Origin of the sequence: Thioalkalivibrio sp. ALE14, assembly GCF_000376845.1 — a bacterium.
Lineage (GTDB): Bacteria > Pseudomonadota > Gammaproteobacteria > Ectothiorhodospirales > Ectothiorhodospiraceae > Thioalkalivibrio.
Window position 1 is genome coordinate 1 of the sequence record NZ_AQXY01000025.1, and the last position, 14405, is coordinate 14405.

Annotated in this window: 14 protein-coding genes; 5 read left to right on the forward strand and 9 right to left on the reverse strand. The window is 68.8% G+C overall.

The genetic code is table 11. The features are described from left to right. Positions 1-262 (forward strand): integrase core domain-containing protein (locus F572_RS0105070; RefSeq protein ID WP_018158412.1); only part of this gene is annotated, 262 nt, incomplete at its 5' end. A 143-nt stretch (positions 263-405) separates the two neighbouring features. Here F572_RS0105070 and ispG read toward each other — a convergent pair. The 3 genes from ispG to F572_RS0105085 form a co-directional block, all read right to left on the reverse strand. Continuing rightward, entirely contained in the window at positions 406-1623 is a 1218-nt protein-coding gene (gene ispG / locus F572_RS0105075; protein ID WP_017941224.1) for a flavodoxin-dependent (E)-4-hydroxy-3-methylbut-2-enyl-diphosphate synthase, read from the reverse strand. Positions 1624-1905: 282 nt separating this feature from the next. After that, on the reverse strand, positions 1906-3018 hold the full coding sequence (locus tag F572_RS0105080) for a hypothetical protein (RefSeq protein ID WP_026142936.1): 1113 nt from the start codon (positions 3016-3018) through the stop codon (positions 1906-1908). A gap of 22 nt (positions 3019-3040) precedes the next feature. Next, the gene (locus F572_RS0105085) at positions 3041-3895 is read right to left on the reverse strand and encodes a hypothetical protein (protein WP_026142935.1); all 855 of its coding nucleotides are present in this window, start codon (positions 3893-3895) and stop codon (positions 3041-3043) included. Between the two features lie 172 nt (positions 3896-4067). Between F572_RS0105085 and F572_RS0105090 the strand changes: the two genes are divergently transcribed. Beyond that, positions 4068-4697 (forward strand): TIGR02281 family clan AA aspartic protease, encoded by a 630-nt coding sequence (locus F572_RS0105090; protein ID WP_017941221.1) that lies wholly within the window; start codon positions 4068-4070, stop codon positions 4695-4697. 49 nt (positions 4698-4746) lie between these two features. After that, positions 4747-6078: an MFS transporter gene (locus tag F572_RS0105095; protein ID WP_017941220.1), complete on the forward strand. Its 1332-nt coding sequence runs from the start codon at positions 4747-4749 to the stop codon at positions 6076-6078. Between the two features lie 280 nt (positions 6079-6358). Here the strand turns inward: F572_RS0105095 and F572_RS0105100 are convergent, their stop codons facing one another. The 4 genes from F572_RS0105100 to F572_RS0105115 form a co-directional block, all read right to left on the reverse strand. After that, the gene (locus F572_RS0105100; protein WP_017941219.1) at positions 6359-6664 is read right to left on the reverse strand and encodes a type II toxin-antitoxin system RelE/ParE family toxin; all 306 of its coding nucleotides are present in this window, start codon (positions 6662-6664) and stop codon (positions 6359-6361) included. A 9-nt stretch (positions 6665-6673) separates the two neighbouring features. After that, entirely contained in the window at positions 6674-6859 is a 186-nt protein-coding gene (locus F572_RS0105105) for an addiction module protein (RefSeq protein ID WP_017941218.1), read from the reverse strand. 349 nt (positions 6860-7208) lie between these two features. Beyond that, complete coding sequence (locus F572_RS0105110; RefSeq protein ID WP_017941217.1) at positions 7209-10397, reverse strand: efflux RND transporter permease subunit; 3189 nt, start codon at positions 10395-10397, stop codon at positions 7209-7211. Next, complete coding sequence (locus tag F572_RS0105115; protein WP_017941216.1) at positions 10394-11650, reverse strand: efflux RND transporter periplasmic adaptor subunit; 1257 nt, start codon at positions 11648-11650, stop codon at positions 10394-10396. The genes F572_RS0105110 and F572_RS0105115 overlap by 4 nt, the downstream gene beginning before the upstream one ends. Positions 11651-11836: 186 nt before the next feature. On the opposite strand from F572_RS0105115, the gene F572_RS0105120 reads away from it, so the two are divergent. Continuing rightward, complete coding sequence (locus F572_RS0105120; protein WP_017941215.1) at positions 11837-12391, forward strand: copper chaperone PCu(A)C; 555 nt, start codon at positions 11837-11839, stop codon at positions 12389-12391. 27 nt (positions 12392-12418) lie between these two features. Here the strand turns inward: F572_RS0105120 and F572_RS0105125 are convergent, their stop codons facing one another. Beyond that, positions 12419-13294 carry a peptidylprolyl isomerase gene (locus F572_RS0105125; protein WP_017941214.1) on the reverse strand — a complete coding sequence of 292 codons (876 nt, stop codon included), beginning with the start codon at positions 13292-13294 and terminating at the stop codon, positions 12419-12421. Continuing rightward, complete coding sequence (locus tag F572_RS0105130; RefSeq protein ID WP_017941213.1) at positions 13294-13590, reverse strand: YciI family protein; 297 nt, start codon at positions 13588-13590, stop codon at positions 13294-13296. The genes F572_RS0105125 and F572_RS0105130 overlap by 1 nt, the downstream gene beginning before the upstream one ends. 181 nt (positions 13591-13771) lie before the next feature. On the opposite strand from F572_RS0105130, the gene F572_RS0105135 reads away from it, so the two are divergent. Further along, on the forward strand, positions 13772-14386 hold the full coding sequence (locus tag F572_RS0105135) for an L-threonylcarbamoyladenylate synthase (protein ID WP_026142933.1): 615 nt from the start codon (positions 13772-13774) through the stop codon (positions 14384-14386). Positions 14387-14405: the final 19 nt, after the last annotated feature.

Genomic DNA, 14405 nt, shown 5'->3' on the forward strand with positions numbered 1-14405 from the left:
CGCCACGCGCTACCAGGAACGGCTGGATGCGTTGGGCTTCGTGCCCTCCATGAGCCGCAAGGGCAACTGCTGGGACAACGCGGTGATGGAGCGCTTCTTCGGCGCGCTGAAAAGCGAGTGGACCGACGCCCGGACCTACCGTACCCGCGAGGCCGCCCGACTGGATGTCGTGGAGTACATCGAAATGCAGTACAACAGCGTCCGACCCCACACGGCCCTGGGCCAACTTACCCCCCGGGAGTGGGAAAAGGCCGTTGCTTAGAGGGGTGTCCGTTCTCACTTGACCAGAACAGATCAACCCCCTATCGACCTTTCTCCGTGTTCTCTGTGCCCTCTGTGGTGCAACAGCTCTTGACCTTGATCTCCTTCGTGCCTTCGTGTGCTTCGTGGTGAGTATCGATTTTTCTAGCCGTAGCGGCGTTCGATGTAGGCCTCGACGCGGGCCTGGAATTCCTCGGCGATGCGCTCGCCCTTGAGCGTCACGGTCTTCTCGCCGTCCTCGTAGACCGGGGCGACCGGCTGCTCGCCCGTGCCGGGCAGGGAGATGCCAATGTTGGCGTGCTTGCTCTCGCCGGGGCCATTGACCACGCAGCCCATCACTGCGACGGTCATCTCCTCCACGCCCGGATACTGCTGCTTCCAGGTCGGCATCTGGTGGCGGATGTAGGTCTGGATGTCCTGCGCCAGGTGCTGGAAGTACTCGCTGGAGGTGCGCCCGCAGCCGGGGCAGGCCACCACCGACGGCAGGAAGCTGCGCAGCCCCATGCTCTGCAGGATCTCCTGTGCGACCAGCACCTCCTGGGTGCGGTCGCCGCCGGGTTCCGGGGTCAGCGAGATGCGGATGGTGTCGCCGATGCCTTGCTGCAGCAGCACGGACAGCGCGGCGGTGGAGGCGACGATGCCCTTGGCGCCCATGCCGGCCTCGGTCAGGCCCAGGTGCAGCGGGTAGTCGCAGCGCGCGGCCAGGTCCTGGTAGACCGAGATCAGCGGCTGTACCCCGCTGACCTTGGCCGACAGGATGATGCGGTCATGCGGCAGGCCGATGCGCTCGGCCTCGGCCGCGCTCTCCAGCGCCGAGGTGATCAGGGCCTCCTGCATCACCGCCTCGGGCGAGGCCGGTTCGGCGCGCTGGCTGTTCTCGTCCATCATCCGCGCGAGCAGGGCCTGGTCCAGGCTCCCCCAGTTCACGCCGATGCGCACCGGCTTGTCGAAGCGGATCGCGGTCTCGATCATCGCCGCGTACTGGGCGTCGCGCTTTGAGCCGCGGCCGACATTGCCCGGGTTGATGCGGAGCTTGGCCAGGGCCTCGGCGCATTCCGGGTACTTCGTCAGCAGCTTGTGGCCGTTGAAGTGGAAGTCCCCGACCAGTGGCACGTCCAGCCCCATGGCCTCCAGGCGTTCGCGGATCTCCGGCACGGCCTTCGCCGCGTCCTCGGAGTTGACCGTGATGCGCACCACCTCGGAGCCGGCGCGTGCCAGCTCCGCCACCTGTACGGCGGTGCGCAGGGCATCGGCGGTGTCGGTGTTGGTCATCGACTGCACCATCACCGGATGGTCGCCCCCGACGGTGACGTTGCCGACGCGGACGGGGACGGTCTTGTGGCGGGTAGGGATCGTGTTCATGTTGATCTGCGCGGGCGCGAGGAAACGGTGCGCGGAGTGTAACGCAGCACCGCCCGACTGCCGAGAAGCTGCAGATCCCGTAATGTCCCCGCTGGACGGCGCCGGGGTGTCGCGCGGCGGTCGCCACGCGCCTGCGGCGCTCGCGATGACGGGGTTTTCCTTGCGCATCCAGAAAGCCCCTCGCCGCATGGTCCCGCAGTGGAGATCCTCGTTCCGCGCTTTGCTGTGGCCGGGAGGACCGCATGGTTCGGCATCTCGGAGGGTGCGGTCGGCTGGGGGAGGTCAGGGCGCGAGGCTTGCCTGCCAGGGTTGGAAGGTCTTTTCGACCGAGACGCGACTGGCCGCGTGACGTGCCTCCACGCGCTCGGCGATGGATTGCTTCAGCGCCTGTCGCGTCTCCGCCTCCAGCGCGTCCAGGGCCTCGTGCAGGGCCTGTTCCAGATCCTCGCGGTGGCGCGTCTCGTCGAGGCGCAGGAGCAGCCAGTCAGTGCCAACGATGGTCGCTCCTGCGGCGGCGATGCCGCAGCCCAGCGTAAACGGGCCACTCCAGGCGCATATCCCCGCACCGATGGCCCCCGCACGGCCGGCGCGACCCAGGCTTCGGGCCAGTCCGGCCTGCGTGGCACGGGCGGCCAGGCGGGCCTGCACGGCGCGGGCAATTAGCGGGGTCGCCAGACCGGTGCCGGCGGCCGCCGTCGCGGCCAGGCCCGTGCGTTGGTCGAAGCGCTCGAGATCGATGTCCAGTGCCGCATGCAGGGCATGGCCGCGTTCGATCTCGACGGCCGATACGACCGCCGCGCGGGGTGGGGGGTTGGGGATGCGCGCGTCCGCGAGGTGGTCGGCCAGTTCCAGCCGCCAGGCGTCGCGGACTTGGCGCTGTTGCTCGTCCAGGCCCCATTCAATGCGGGTCGCGAGTGCCTGCAGGGGCGTATCCCACAATGCCTCGGGCAGCAGGCGTTCGCGCAGCATGCGGGCGCCGGCATCCGGGTCGGACTCGCCCAGCCACTGCGCGCCGCGCTGCCACAGGCGGGTGTATTCCGCGCCGAGGGAGTAGTACCAGTCCGCAACCTCGGGGACGCGATCGTGGAGGGCGGCGAAGCGGCCCTCCAGTTCCGCGTCCACGCGGGCCTGCCAGTGCTCCTGCGCCGCGGTGTCGCCGGCCTCCAGCCATTCCAGCGTGTAGCGCTCAAGCGCGGTGACGCGCTCGCGATCGAGCTGGTAACGCTGCTCACCCAGTTGCAGGGTCAGCGGCCCGGCCGCTTCCCAGTTGCGTGGCTCGTGCTGACTGGCGAGCCAGAGCAGGGCGAGGCTCGCCAGCAGGGTCATGGCCAGCCAGAGGCCGGCCCGGGCCTTTCCGGTTGTGGTGGCTTGAGCGGCCGGCGAGGGTGTGGCCATTCGTCGGTTTCTCCGGGCCCGCCTACTCGATGACGGGCGCGTTGCGCGGGTCACCCAGGCTGTCGGTTACGGGCCGCAAAGGCAGCAGGCCGTTGGCCAGCAGCAGGAACCCGGCCGCCAGGAAGGCCTGCTCCGCGAGTATCAGTAGCCAGCCGAACAGGGCCGGCAGGGATTCGACGCCCTGCGGAAACCACTGCTGGCCCAGCCACAGGCGCAGGGCATCCTGGGCCGCGGCCAGCTGCAACCCGGCCTCCAGCAGGTGGCTGCGCGCGGCCTCGTGATGGACCAGGAACCACACCGCCTGCTCCAGTGTGGCCCCGGTCAGGTCGGGGTAACGGGCCTGCAGCGCCAGTATCAGGAGTGCGATGACCAGCAGCACGCCGGTGAAGCGCAGGGCCCCGCGCCGGGCCAGCTCCGGCGCGAACTGCGGGTGGGCATGGCCGCGCAGCAGCCGGGCGGACAGGGCCTCGCCGATCACCAGCACGAAACCGGCGACCAGCAGGGCGGCCCAGACCTCCTGTGTCGGGATGCGCGCGAGCGTGATCAGCAGCAGGCCGCCCAGCAGGGCGCCGATGACCAGGTGGCGCAGGGCCATCAGCGGACCACCGCGCAACCGCCGGGGCCACTGGCTGGTGGGTTCGAGGTAGCCGCGCAGGAATGCCGCGCGCCGGATCCGGTGGCGGCGGAAGCCGCCGTGGGCCATCAGCAGGGTCATGGCGATCCACAGCGCCACCACGCCAGCCTCTGGCAGGACCCGCAGGTTCATGTGCATCAGCCACAGCCCGATCACCAGCAGCGTCAGGGTGAAGGCATGGCGCACGGCGATGTGCCGGGTTGGAGTCGGGCTGGATTCGGCGGACGGGGATGATGGGGACACGGTGGCTCCACGGCGGTGTGCACGTTCTGATGGTAGCAGGCGGCGGGGCCCGGCCTTCCACGCTGTACGGTTTGGTGCTGCGCGGGGTGTTCCGGTTCCGTTCAGGCGAATGCGCTATAACGGCGGCATGTTCCGATGGTCTGTTCAAAGGTGGTGGTCTGCATCCGCCGCGATGAGTCTGGCGGCGTGGCTGGTGCTGGGCTGGCCGGCCCCGCTGGCGGCGGAGGAGTTGCGCCTGCACGCGGTGTTCGGGGACCGCGCGGTGCTGTCGCTGGGGGACGAGCGGGCGGTAGTCGCCACCGGCGAGACCGGGCCGGGCGGTGTGCGGGTCCTGCGCACGCGGCCGGGGGTGGCCTGGGTGGAGATCGACGGCGAGCAGCGCGAATTGCGGGTGGAGCCGCGGCGGACGCCGGCGCGCCCGGACGCGCCCCGTGAGGGGGATGCCGAGATCCGGGTGCACCGGGACTCGCGGGGCGATCATGCGTTGACGGCAGGGCTGAATGGCGTGGCGGTGACGGTTGTGGTGGATCCGGAGGTGGATTCCGTTCTGTTGCGGGCGACCGATGCCGAACGGGCCGGGATCGACCCCGATCAGGGGCGGTCGGTGCGCTTTCGTGACGCGCGCGGCACGCGGCATGGGCAGCGGGTGCGCATCGGAGAGGTTCAGGTGGGCGGGCTGCACCGTTCGGGGGTCAGTGCGATCGTGCTTTCGGACCGCGACCTGCCGCGCTCGCGCCTGGGCCGCAGTTTCCTCGAACACTTTGTGGTCGAGACCGATGGCGACGCGCTGGTGATCCGCTAGCCCTGAGCTGCGTTAGCATGAGCGCCTTCTTCATCCCCGGAAACCCTGCATGCCCCTGACTCGGCGTTACCCCGAGAGCGCCCCCGCCCCGCGCCGCGAGATCTTTGGCTGGGCGATGTTCGACTTCGCCAACCAGGCCTACACCCTGCTGATCATCACCGTGATCTTCGGCGATCTGTTCACGCGGGTGATCGTCGGCGACGGCCCGGATTACCGCCTGGGCAACCTGCTGTGGAGCGTGGCCCTGGCGGTCAGCTACGCGATGGTGATCGTGGCGGCCCCGTTCGCCGGGGCGGTCATGGATGCCACGGCCTCGCGCAAGCGGTTCCTCGCCGCCTCGTGGGTGCTGACGATCATCACCACGGCCTTGCTGTATTTCGTCGAGCCGGGGCTGGTGTTCTTCGGCATGGCGCTGATCATCGCCTCCAACTTCGGCTACGCCATCGGCGAGTCCTTCATTGCCAGTTTCCTGCCGGACCTGGGCCCGCCGGAGAAGCTCGGCTGGATCTCGGGGCTGGGCTGGGGGCTGGGCTATATCGGGGGGCTGGTGGCCACCGCCTTTGCCCTGGGGCTGCTGGGCGAGGTCAGCGCGGACAATTTCGAGCGTATCCGCTGGGTCGGGCCGTTCGCGGCCGTGTTCTTCCTGATCTCGGCACTGCCGACCTTCCTGTTCCTCAAGGAGCGCGGGACCCGGCGGCGCCTGGCACGCCATATCCAGCTGGGGCTGGGTTGGAAGCGGGTGAAGGCCGCGCTGGTCACGCTCGGCGAGCGCCGCGACCTGCGCGCGCTGTTCGTCTCCATCTTCTTCGTGATGGCCGGGATCTACATCATCATCGCCTTCACCTTCATCTATGGCGCTCAGGTGATCCAGTGGGACGAACCGGTGCGGGTGATGATGTTCGTGGTGACCCAGATCACCGCGGTGATCGGCGCGGTGGGCTTCGGGTTCCTGCAGGACCGGGCGGGGCCGGTACGCATTTACCGCATCACGCTGGGACTGTGGGCCCTGGCGGTGCTGGCGATCTTCGCCACGCCCACCATTGCCCAGTGGCTGAGTGTGCTGCTGGGGCAGCCAGTGGAGCCGCAGATGGTGTTCCTTGGCGTGGGCATCCTGGCGGGGCTCTGCCTGGGTTCGGCCCAGTCCGCCGGGCGGGCGCTGGTGGCGCTGATGGTCCCGGCGCGCGAGGCCGGGCGCTGGTTCGGCTTCTGGGGCCTGTCGTCCAAGGCCGCGGCGATCTTCGGCCTGCTCGGTATCGGGCTGCTTCAGGCCTGGCTGGGGCTCGAGAACGCGATCCTGTTCTGCATGTTCCTGTTCCTCGCCGGACTGCTGGCGTCCATCCCCATCCGCCTCGCCGACCGCCGCCGAGCCGAGCCTGTTTGATTCACCACGAAGCACACGAAGAAGGGCGCTTGGACCACAGAGGGCACGGAGTACACAGAGAAAATCAAAGAAGGTTTCGAATTGGCGGGATGCCGTTGAGCGAAGCGAACCGTGTCAGTGTCCTGCGAACGGTCTGACTGGACCGCTCACCGCCCTTCTCGCCCCAGCTTTTCGGCCCTGTGGCCCGCCATCGCATTTCTCCGTGCCCTCCGTGTCCTCTGTGGTGCAATCGCCCTGGCCCTTCTTCGTGCCTTCGTGCGCTTCGTGGTGAAAACTCGGGCTACTCGTCTGGATTGCTCAGGCGCGTGGCGAGAGGGCCGGGGGCCTGGCGGCAATCGAGGATGGCGTAGACGCGGATGATTTCGTCATCGACCCGATAGTAGATCGCGAAGGGGAAGCGGCGGGAAAGCAGACGATGGAAACCATGATGCTGCTCGTGCACGCCGGCGTACAGGAGCAGGGAGTCGATGTCGGAAAAGAGGGCATCGAGGAAATACTCGCCCAGCCCCGGTGACCGGGAGGCGTAGAACGCAGCACCTCGGGCCAGGTCCTCTTCCGCCGCGTCGAGGAGTTCGATCAAGCGCAAGGCAGGCCGTTACCCGTTGCGCAGGCGTCGCTTGGCGTCGTCCCAGGGGCGAAATCGGGCCTCACCGCTGGCGGCGGTCGCCTGGCGCTGTTCCAGCACGTCGCGATGCCAATTGGGGACCGGGACATCCGCCGGATTACGCGCCAAGTCTTCCCACAGCTCTTCCATGGCGCGGAGCTTTTCGGCTGTCGTCATCTGATCGAGCGCGAGGGATGCAGTCACGGTTTACTCCCTTCGAACATGCAGATCCAGTATAGCCCGCCGGTCGATCCCATGCCGCCGGGGCTGGGCTGTTTGATTCACCACGAAGCGCCCGAAGGCACGAAGAAGGGCCAGGTCAAGAGCGATAACAGGAAGTTGGGAAGACAGGAAGGATGATCGGGATGTGCGCCCTGGCGGGCGGCTCGGCACACCCCGCTGCCCGCACTGCCCGCGACGCATCAACCCAGCCCCTCTTCCAATCTTCGCGCCTTCCTGTAGACCGCCCTTGCCCCACTTCGTGTCTTCGTGGGCTTCGTGGTGAAAATACAGCGCCGGAGGCTCGCTATTCGGTGGCGTGGTGGGTGGTGGTGGCGCCGCGGTCGAAGCGGCCTTCGTAGAGGCGCAGCAGGGCGGGGATCACGAACAGCACCAGCACGGTGGCAACCGCCAGGCCGAACACGATGGAGATGGCCATCGGGATTAGGAACTGGGCCTGGACCGAGCGTTCGAACAGCAGCGGGGTGAGGCCGGCGATGGTGGTCACCGAGGTCAGGATCACCGCGCGCAGGCGCTGGCAGGCCGCCTCCACAATGGCCTCCTGCAGGGCGAGCCCGGCCTCGCGCAGGCCCTGATAGAAGCTCACCAGGATGATCGAGTTGTTGACCACGATGCCGGTCAGGCCGAACAGGCCGAACAGCGACAGGATGGTTAGCTCCACATTCAGGATCCAGTGTCCGAGCAGGGCGCCGAGGATGCCGAACGGGATGATCGCCATCACGATCAGTGGCCAGCCCCAGGAGCCGAACACCCAGGCCAGGGTGATGTACATCAGCCCCAGCGCCAGGATCAGGCCCGTGCGCATGTCGGCGAAGGTCTCGGCCTGGTCGGCCGCACGCCCCTCGAACGAGTACTCAATGCCGTAGCGCGCCGCGAGGTCGTCCAGCGGGCCGCCCTCCAGCGCGGCGCGGATGCGTGCGGCGTTGTTCACGCTGCGGTCGACCTCGGTGGAGACCTGGATGGCCAGGCGGGTGTCGGCGTGGCGCAGGGTCTCGAAGCCCTGGCGCGAGCGCAGGTCGACCACGCTGCCCAACGGGGCGAACTCGCCGCTGGGCAGGCGCAGGTTCAGCCGCTCCAGGCTCTCGCTGGAATGGCGTTCGTGGTCCGGCAGGCGCACGCGCACCTCCACCTCCTCCAGCCCGTCCTGGTAGAGCTGGGCCAGGTAGCCGTCATAGGCGTTGCGCAGCTGGGCGCCCACCGATTCGGTGGTAAGGCCCAGGGCGCGGCCCTCCGGCTTGACCTGGAACACCAGCTGTTCGCGGCCGAACGGGGTGTCGTCGTTGGTGGCGAAGGTGCCGGCGAAGTCGTCGAAGATATCCGCAAGTTCGAGGGCGGCGTTCTTCAGCACGTGCGGGTCGTCCCCGGTCAGGCGCACCTCCAGATCGCGCCCGGGCGGCCCGGTCTGGCGCTCGTCGATACTGAAGTTCTCGATGCCCGGGGCCTGGCGCACGCGCTCCTCCCAGGCCTGGATGAATTCGCGGTTGCGCACCTCGCGCTGCTCGGGCGAGACGAGCTCCACCTGGATGTTGCCGAACTGGTCGCCGCGCGGGGCGTTGCCGTCGCCGGGGTCGATCCCGCGCCCAAGCCGAGTCACCGAGGCGCGCACCAGGTCGCCGCCGAGCTCCTGTTCGGTCTCCGCCAGGGCTTCCTCGACGTGGATCAAGAAGGCCTCCACCCGCTCCGGCGGGGTGCCGGCGACGAAGTTGACCCCGGCGTTGACGATGGTGCCCTCCGGCGACGGGAAGAAGGTGAAGCCGATGCGCCCGCTGGCGGCCAGACCGATGGCGAGAATCAGTGCGCCGACCGCCAGTGCCAGGGTGGTACCGGAGTGGTTGACCGAGACCGTGACCGCCCGCCGGAAGGCGCCGTTGCGGAAGGTCTCGAAGCCGTTGTCGAAGCGTTCGCGCAGGCTGCCGGCGCGCGGCGGCTTGAGCCGGTGCATCACGCCTTTCAGGTGCGCGGGCAGGATCAGGAAGGCGATCAGGAGCGTGGCGACGATCACGCAGATCACCACCAGCGGGATGTCGAACAGGATGTTGCCGATGATCCCGCCGATCAGCATCAGCGGCAGGAAGGCCGCCACCGTGGTCAGCGAGGCGGCGATCACCGGGCCGACCATGCGGCGGGCGCCGTCGCGCGCGGCACGGCTGGCCGAGAGCCCGCGCTGGTGCAGGCTGTAGGCGTGCTCGGAGACCACGATCGCGTTGTCCACGATGATCCCCAGCGACATGATGAAGCCGAACAGCGAGATCATGTTGATGGATCCGCCGACCACCCACAGCACCACGAACGCGGCGGTGAACGCGATCGGGATGCCCAGCGCCACGCGCAGGGCGATGTGGCGGTTGAGGAACAGGAACAGGATTCCCAGCACCAGCAGCAGGCCGCCCAGACCGTTCTTGAGCAGCAGGGTGATGCGTTCGGAGAGCAGCTCCCAGAAGGCGTCGGTCACCTGCAGCTCGACACCCGGGGGCAGGGCGGGACGGGTCCTCTCCAGCCAGTCTTCCAGGACCTGGGCGGCCTCCAGCGAGTCGCCGGTCTCCGAGCGCAGCAGCTGCATCTCGATGGCGCGCTGGCCGTTGGCGCGGGCGCGCACCTGGCCGTCGCGGTGACGCAGGTCGAGGGTGGCGATGTCGCCCAGGGTCAGGCGTCCCAGCTCGCCGTCGCCGCGCAGGACCATACGCTCGAAGCTGACGATATCGCGCGCCTGTTCCAGACTGCGGATCTGGCGCGCGGTGTCGTCGCGGCCCACCGAGCCGGCCGGTAGGTCCTGCGCCATCGCGCGGATCTGTTCGCCGATGTCGGATAGCGTCATGTCCAGGCGGTAGAGCGTTGCCGAGGGTACCTGGATGGCCATCTCGTCCGCGGTCAGGCCGGTGAACTGGATACGGGCGATGCCGGCATCCAGCAGCTCGCGTTCGAACTGGCGCGCCAGGATGCGCAGCTGCTGCGGGTCGTCGGGGCCGGTCAGCAGCAGTCGTGCCACGGGTTCGTAGCGGATCACGCGGGTGACGACCGGGGTCTCGGCGGCCTCCGGCAGGTTGCGCTGCTGGTTCACGCGGTCGTTGACCTGTTCCAGCGCCAGGGTCATGTCGGTCCCGGCCTCGAACTCCATGGTCACCACGCCGATGCCCAGTGCCGAGGTGGAGGTCATGTTGCGCAGCCCGTCCACGGTGCGCAGGTCCTGCTCCAGCGGATCGACGATGGCGCGTTCGACATCCTCCGCGCTGGCGCCGGTCCAGGGCACCTCGACGGTGATGAAGTCGAGCTCGAAGTTGGGGAAGAACTGGGTGTTCAGCTGGGTCAGGGCAAAGGCCCCGGCCAGCAGCATCAGCGCGATCAGCAGGTTGGCCGCCAGGCGGTGTTCCAGGAATATCTGGATCGGGCCGCGCGGCGGCCGGTCGTTATTCTGCGCGCCGCCACCGGGCATCGGCTGCCCGGATGCCGGCGCGCTGCCGGTTTCCGTTTCGCTCATCGACCGGAATCCCGCTGTTCCACCTCGACCCGCAGGCCGTCGACGGCATTCGGCAGGCGCGTGGCGATCAGGGTGTCGCCGGCATCGATGGCGTCACTGCGGATCAGCGCGAGGGTGTTGCCGTCCGAGTCGATGAAATCGCCCAGGCGCTCGACCTGGAGCGACTCCAGGCGCCCGTCGACCACCCGGAACACGCGGTCACGCCCAAACAGCGACTCGAACGGCACCGCCAGGCTGTCGGGTTCCTCCGGCAGTTCGAGGCGCAGTTCGACAAAGCGGTTCAAGGGCAGCTGCTCACCGCCGGAGCGCACCTCGAACACCCCGCGCATCCCGGCGTCGCCGGTGCGGGTCTCGCCCTCCAGGCGTGCCAGCTCCGTTTCGATTTCGTGGCCACCGACCATGGCACGTGCGGGGAGGCTCGTGCCCGCCTGCAGCAGGGCCTCGACCCGGGCGACCAGGTGTTCCGGAAGGCTGGCGCGGATCTCCAGTTCATCGACCGCGAAAAGCCGCAGCAACGGGTCCCCGGGCCGGGCGCGCTCGCCCGCGGCCACCTCGACCTCCACGATGCGCGCTGCGAAGGGCGCGCGGATGGTCGTTCGTTCCAGGTCGATCTCCGCCTGGGACTCGGCGGCGCGGGCGCGGGCCAGGCGGGCCTCGGCCTGGGCCTTGCGCATCGGGGCGTCGGCCACGGCCTGCTCGCGGCTGTCCACGGTGATGCTGACCTGCTGCAGCCGCTCGCGGGCGGCGTCGACATCGGATTCGGAGCCAAGATTGCGCGCGCGCAGGTCGCGGGCGCGCTGCAGGCCGCGCTCGGCGATCGCCAGTAGTTCGCGTTCGCGCTGCAGGGCCTCGCGGTCGAAGCGGGCACGCAGCTCTTCACTCTCGACCGCGCCCTCCAGTTCGCGCCGCTCCGCCTCGCGCTGGTCCAGCAGCAGCTGCGCCTCGCGCGGGTCGATGCGGACGAGCGGGTCGCCGGCCGCCACGCGCTGGCCGGCGCGCGCCGGAACCGTCTCGATCTCGCCCTCCACCGCGGCGCGCAGCAGCGCATCCTGAGCCGAGCGGCTGCGGCCGTTAAGGATGACTCCCGGGCGGTGCGTCCCGGGTTCGGCGGTCAGGCCCTGGACCGGCCAGGTGCGTTCGCTGGCCTCCGGCGGTGGGGCCTCGGGGCCGGTCGCGCGCAGGACCATGAAGCCGACCACCGCGACGGCGAGGATCAGGACAGGAAGAATGGCTCGGCGAAGGGCGCGCGGCATGGGCGTCTCGATTGTGGTTCGGTAGTGTTGCGGGGCGGACATGACCCGACGCTTGGAGGCGCGTGCGGGGCGGAGGTTCCCGCCGCGGGCGTTATCTTACCACTGGGATTTGTAAGGGAACCGCGGTGGTTGCGGTGGGTCTCTATTGTGCCAATATTACGTTTTGCTTAAATGAGGATAAAGGTGATGACGCGATCCACGCGCTTTCTGGGCGGTCTTCTGGTTTCCGGTCTGCTGGCCGGAGGTCTCGCGGCCCCGGCGGTGGCCGACGAGCCGCGGCTCTGCGATTGCCGCGAGGGGCTGGAGATGGAGTCCACGCCGTGGGTCCGCCTGATGCCGGGCGACATGACGGGCGGCTACTTCGTGCTGCGCAACGATGGCGAGCAGGACTACCGGATCGTGGCGGCGCAGGCGCCGATCTCCGAGGTGGTGGAACTCCACGAGCATGCCCACGTGGACGGGGTGATGCGCATGCGCCAGGTCGAGGGACTGGACCTCCCGGCGGGCGAGACCCTGGTGCTGGAGCCGGGCGGCCTGCACCTGATGTTCATCGGCTTGCACGAGCCGCTGACGGCCGGTGACTGGATCCCGGTGATCCTGGAATTCGACGATGGCGGGACCATGGAGATCCACGCCCGGGTGCAGCGTGGCGAGGGGACCCGTGGCGGTCATTCGGGTGGCCACATGATGGAGGGTGACGCCCCCGGCATGGACTCCGAAGGCGGACACCACGGGCACTGAGCCCCGGGGCTTCCGGGTCTTGCCCGACTACTGATTGGCGGGCCGGGTCGGGATCTGGATGTCGGCATCCGCGCGCAGCGTCTCCAGGAATTCCTGGATGGCGCGGCTCTCGAGGATCTCGATCAGTTCGGCGCGCACGGCATTCAGTTCCGGCACCTCGATATCGCGGGTCTCCTCCAGGCGAATGATGTGCCAGCCGAACCGGCTTTCGACCGGCTCCGCGGTGGTTTCACCCGGCTCCAGGGCCACGGTGGCATCGCTGAACGCGGGGACCATCTGTTCCGGGCTGAACCAGCCCAGTTCGCCGCCTCGGGCGCCGGAGCCGGGGTCGGTGGAGTGGGTCTCGGCGAGCGATGCAAAGTCCGCGCCGTCCTCCAGTTCCGCGATCAGTTCGCGAGCCTCGTCTGCCTGCTGGACCAGGATGTGACGGGCGCGGTACTCGGTGCCGCGCATTTGTTCGACCTGGCGTTCGTACTCCGCCTCCAGATCCTCCCGGGTGATCTCCAGCTCCGCGGTGATGCGTTCCATCAATTGCGAGGCCAGCAGGTTGGTCTCCACCATGCGCAGGATGCGTCGGGTTTCGGCATCGGTATCCAGGCCGCGGTTGACCGCCTCCTGGCGCAGCAGCTCCAGGCTGATCAGCTCTTCCAGCGTGCCATCCCCCTCGGCCAGGCCCGGGTCGTCGTCCATGCCGGAGTAGGTGAACAGGTCCGCACGGGTGATCGGCTCGCCATTGACGACGGCGACGGTATCGACGTCCCCGGTATCCGTGGCGATCGCGTCCGTTTCGGCGTCCGGTGCGGACGCCTCCTGCGCGTCGCAGGCGGCCAGCAGGCCGGCGAGGGCGAGGGCGAGAACAACGGCGGGGGCGGCGAGAGGGGTGGTCAGTGGAGGAAGTCGCATCAGAACACCTGCTTGAACGGACGCACGTCGACCGCGGTATACACGCCGGCCGCCACGTAGGGATCGGCATCGGCCCATTCGCGCGCGGCCTCCAGCGACGGGAATTCGGCCACGATCAGGCTGCCGGTGAAGCCGGCCGGACCGGGGTCGTTGCTGTCGATGGCGGGAAACGGGCCGGCCAGGATCAACCGGCCGTCGTCGCGCAGGGCTTGCAGCCGGGCGACGTGTTCGGGCCGCGCGGCGAGGCGGGCATCCAGCGAGTCGGGGGCGTCCTGGCCCTGGATCATGTACAGCATCGGCGTTCTCCTTGAGTAGAGGGGCATGCTAACCGATCAATGGCCCGTCCCGCGTTCAGAGGTTCGCAGTTTTCCGCTTCCCGCGGGGGGGGCGGCGCAGGTGGCGATCCACCGCGTGTTCTTATGGGTGCGCCGGTGGATGCGCTACACTGCGCAGCCGATCACCGCGTCGATTCGTTCCATGATCTCGATCCACCCCGACAATCCCCAGCCCCGGCTGATCCGGCAGGTCCTGGAACGGCTCCAGGAAGGGGCCGTGATCGCCCTGCCGACGGATGCCTGCTACGCGCTGGCCTGTCTGCCCGGGGACAAGACCGGGGCGGATCGGATTCGCCGCATCCGCCAGGTGGACGAGACCCATCATCTGACCCTGCTGTGTCGCGATCTCTCCGAGCTGGGGGTCTACGCGAAGGTGGACAACACTGCCTTTCGCCTGATGAAGGCCCTCACGCCGGGCGCCTATACCTTTATCCTGCCGGCGACCCGCGAGGTCCCGCGGCGCCTGCAGCACCCGAAGCGCCGCACCATCGGCCTGCGAGTGCCGGCGAGCCCGATTGTGTCGGCCCTGCTGGAAGAGCTCGGCTCGCCCCTGATGTCCGCAACGTTGCAGCTCCCGGGGGACGAGAACCCGCTGAGCGACCCCTGGGAGATCGAGGATCGCCTGGGCAAGGTCGTGGATCTGGTGATCGACGGCGGTGCCGGGACCCTGGAGGCGACCAGTGTGCTGGACCTGACCGGCGATGTGCCCGAGGTGATCCGTCACGGGCTGGGCGACGTGGGATTTCTGGATGAATAGCCCCGGCCTCGGGCGGGGC

Excerpts from the sequence above, each read along its gene's own strand:
- F572_RS0105130 (WP_017941213.1), bottom strand. The coding sequence starts at position 13,590 with ATGCTGTACATGATCCAGGGCCAGGACGCCCCCGACTCGCTGGATGCC.
- F572_RS0105080 (WP_026142936.1), bottom strand. The coding sequence starts at position 3,018 with ATGGCCACACCCTCGCCGGCCGCTCAAGCCACCACAACCGGAAAGGCC.
- F572_RS0105115 (WP_017941216.1), bottom strand. The coding sequence starts at position 11,650 with ATGCCGCGCGCCCTTCGCCGAGCCATTCTTCCTGTCCTGATCCTCGCC.
- F572_RS0105095 (WP_017941220.1), top strand. The coding sequence starts at position 4,747 with ATGCCCCTGACTCGGCGTTACCCCGAGAGCGCCCCCGCCCCGCGCCGC.
- F572_RS0105120 (WP_017941215.1), top strand. The coding sequence starts at position 11,837 with ATGACGCGATCCACGCGCTTTCTGGGCGGTCTTCTGGTTTCCGGTCTG.
- F572_RS0105110 (WP_017941217.1), bottom strand. The coding sequence starts at position 10,397 with ATGAGCGAAACGGAAACCGGCAGCGCGCCGGCATCCGGGCAGCCGATG.
- F572_RS0105135 (WP_026142933.1), top strand. The coding sequence starts at position 13,772 with ATGATCTCGATCCACCCCGACAATCCCCAGCCCCGGCTGATCCGGCAG.
- ispG (WP_017941224.1), bottom strand. The coding sequence starts at position 1,623 with ATGAACACGATCCCTACCCGCCACAAGACCGTCCCCGTCCGCGTCGGC.
- F572_RS0105125 (WP_017941214.1), bottom strand. The coding sequence starts at position 13,294 with ATGCGACTTCCTCCACTGACCACCCCTCTCGCCGCCCCCGCCGTTGTT.
- F572_RS0105090 (WP_017941221.1), top strand. The coding sequence starts at position 4,068 with ATGAGTCTGGCGGCGTGGCTGGTGCTGGGCTGGCCGGCCCCGCTGGCG.
- F572_RS0105105 (WP_017941218.1), bottom strand. The coding sequence starts at position 6,859 with ATGACGACAGCCGAAAAGCTCCGCGCCATGGAAGAGCTGTGGGAAGAC.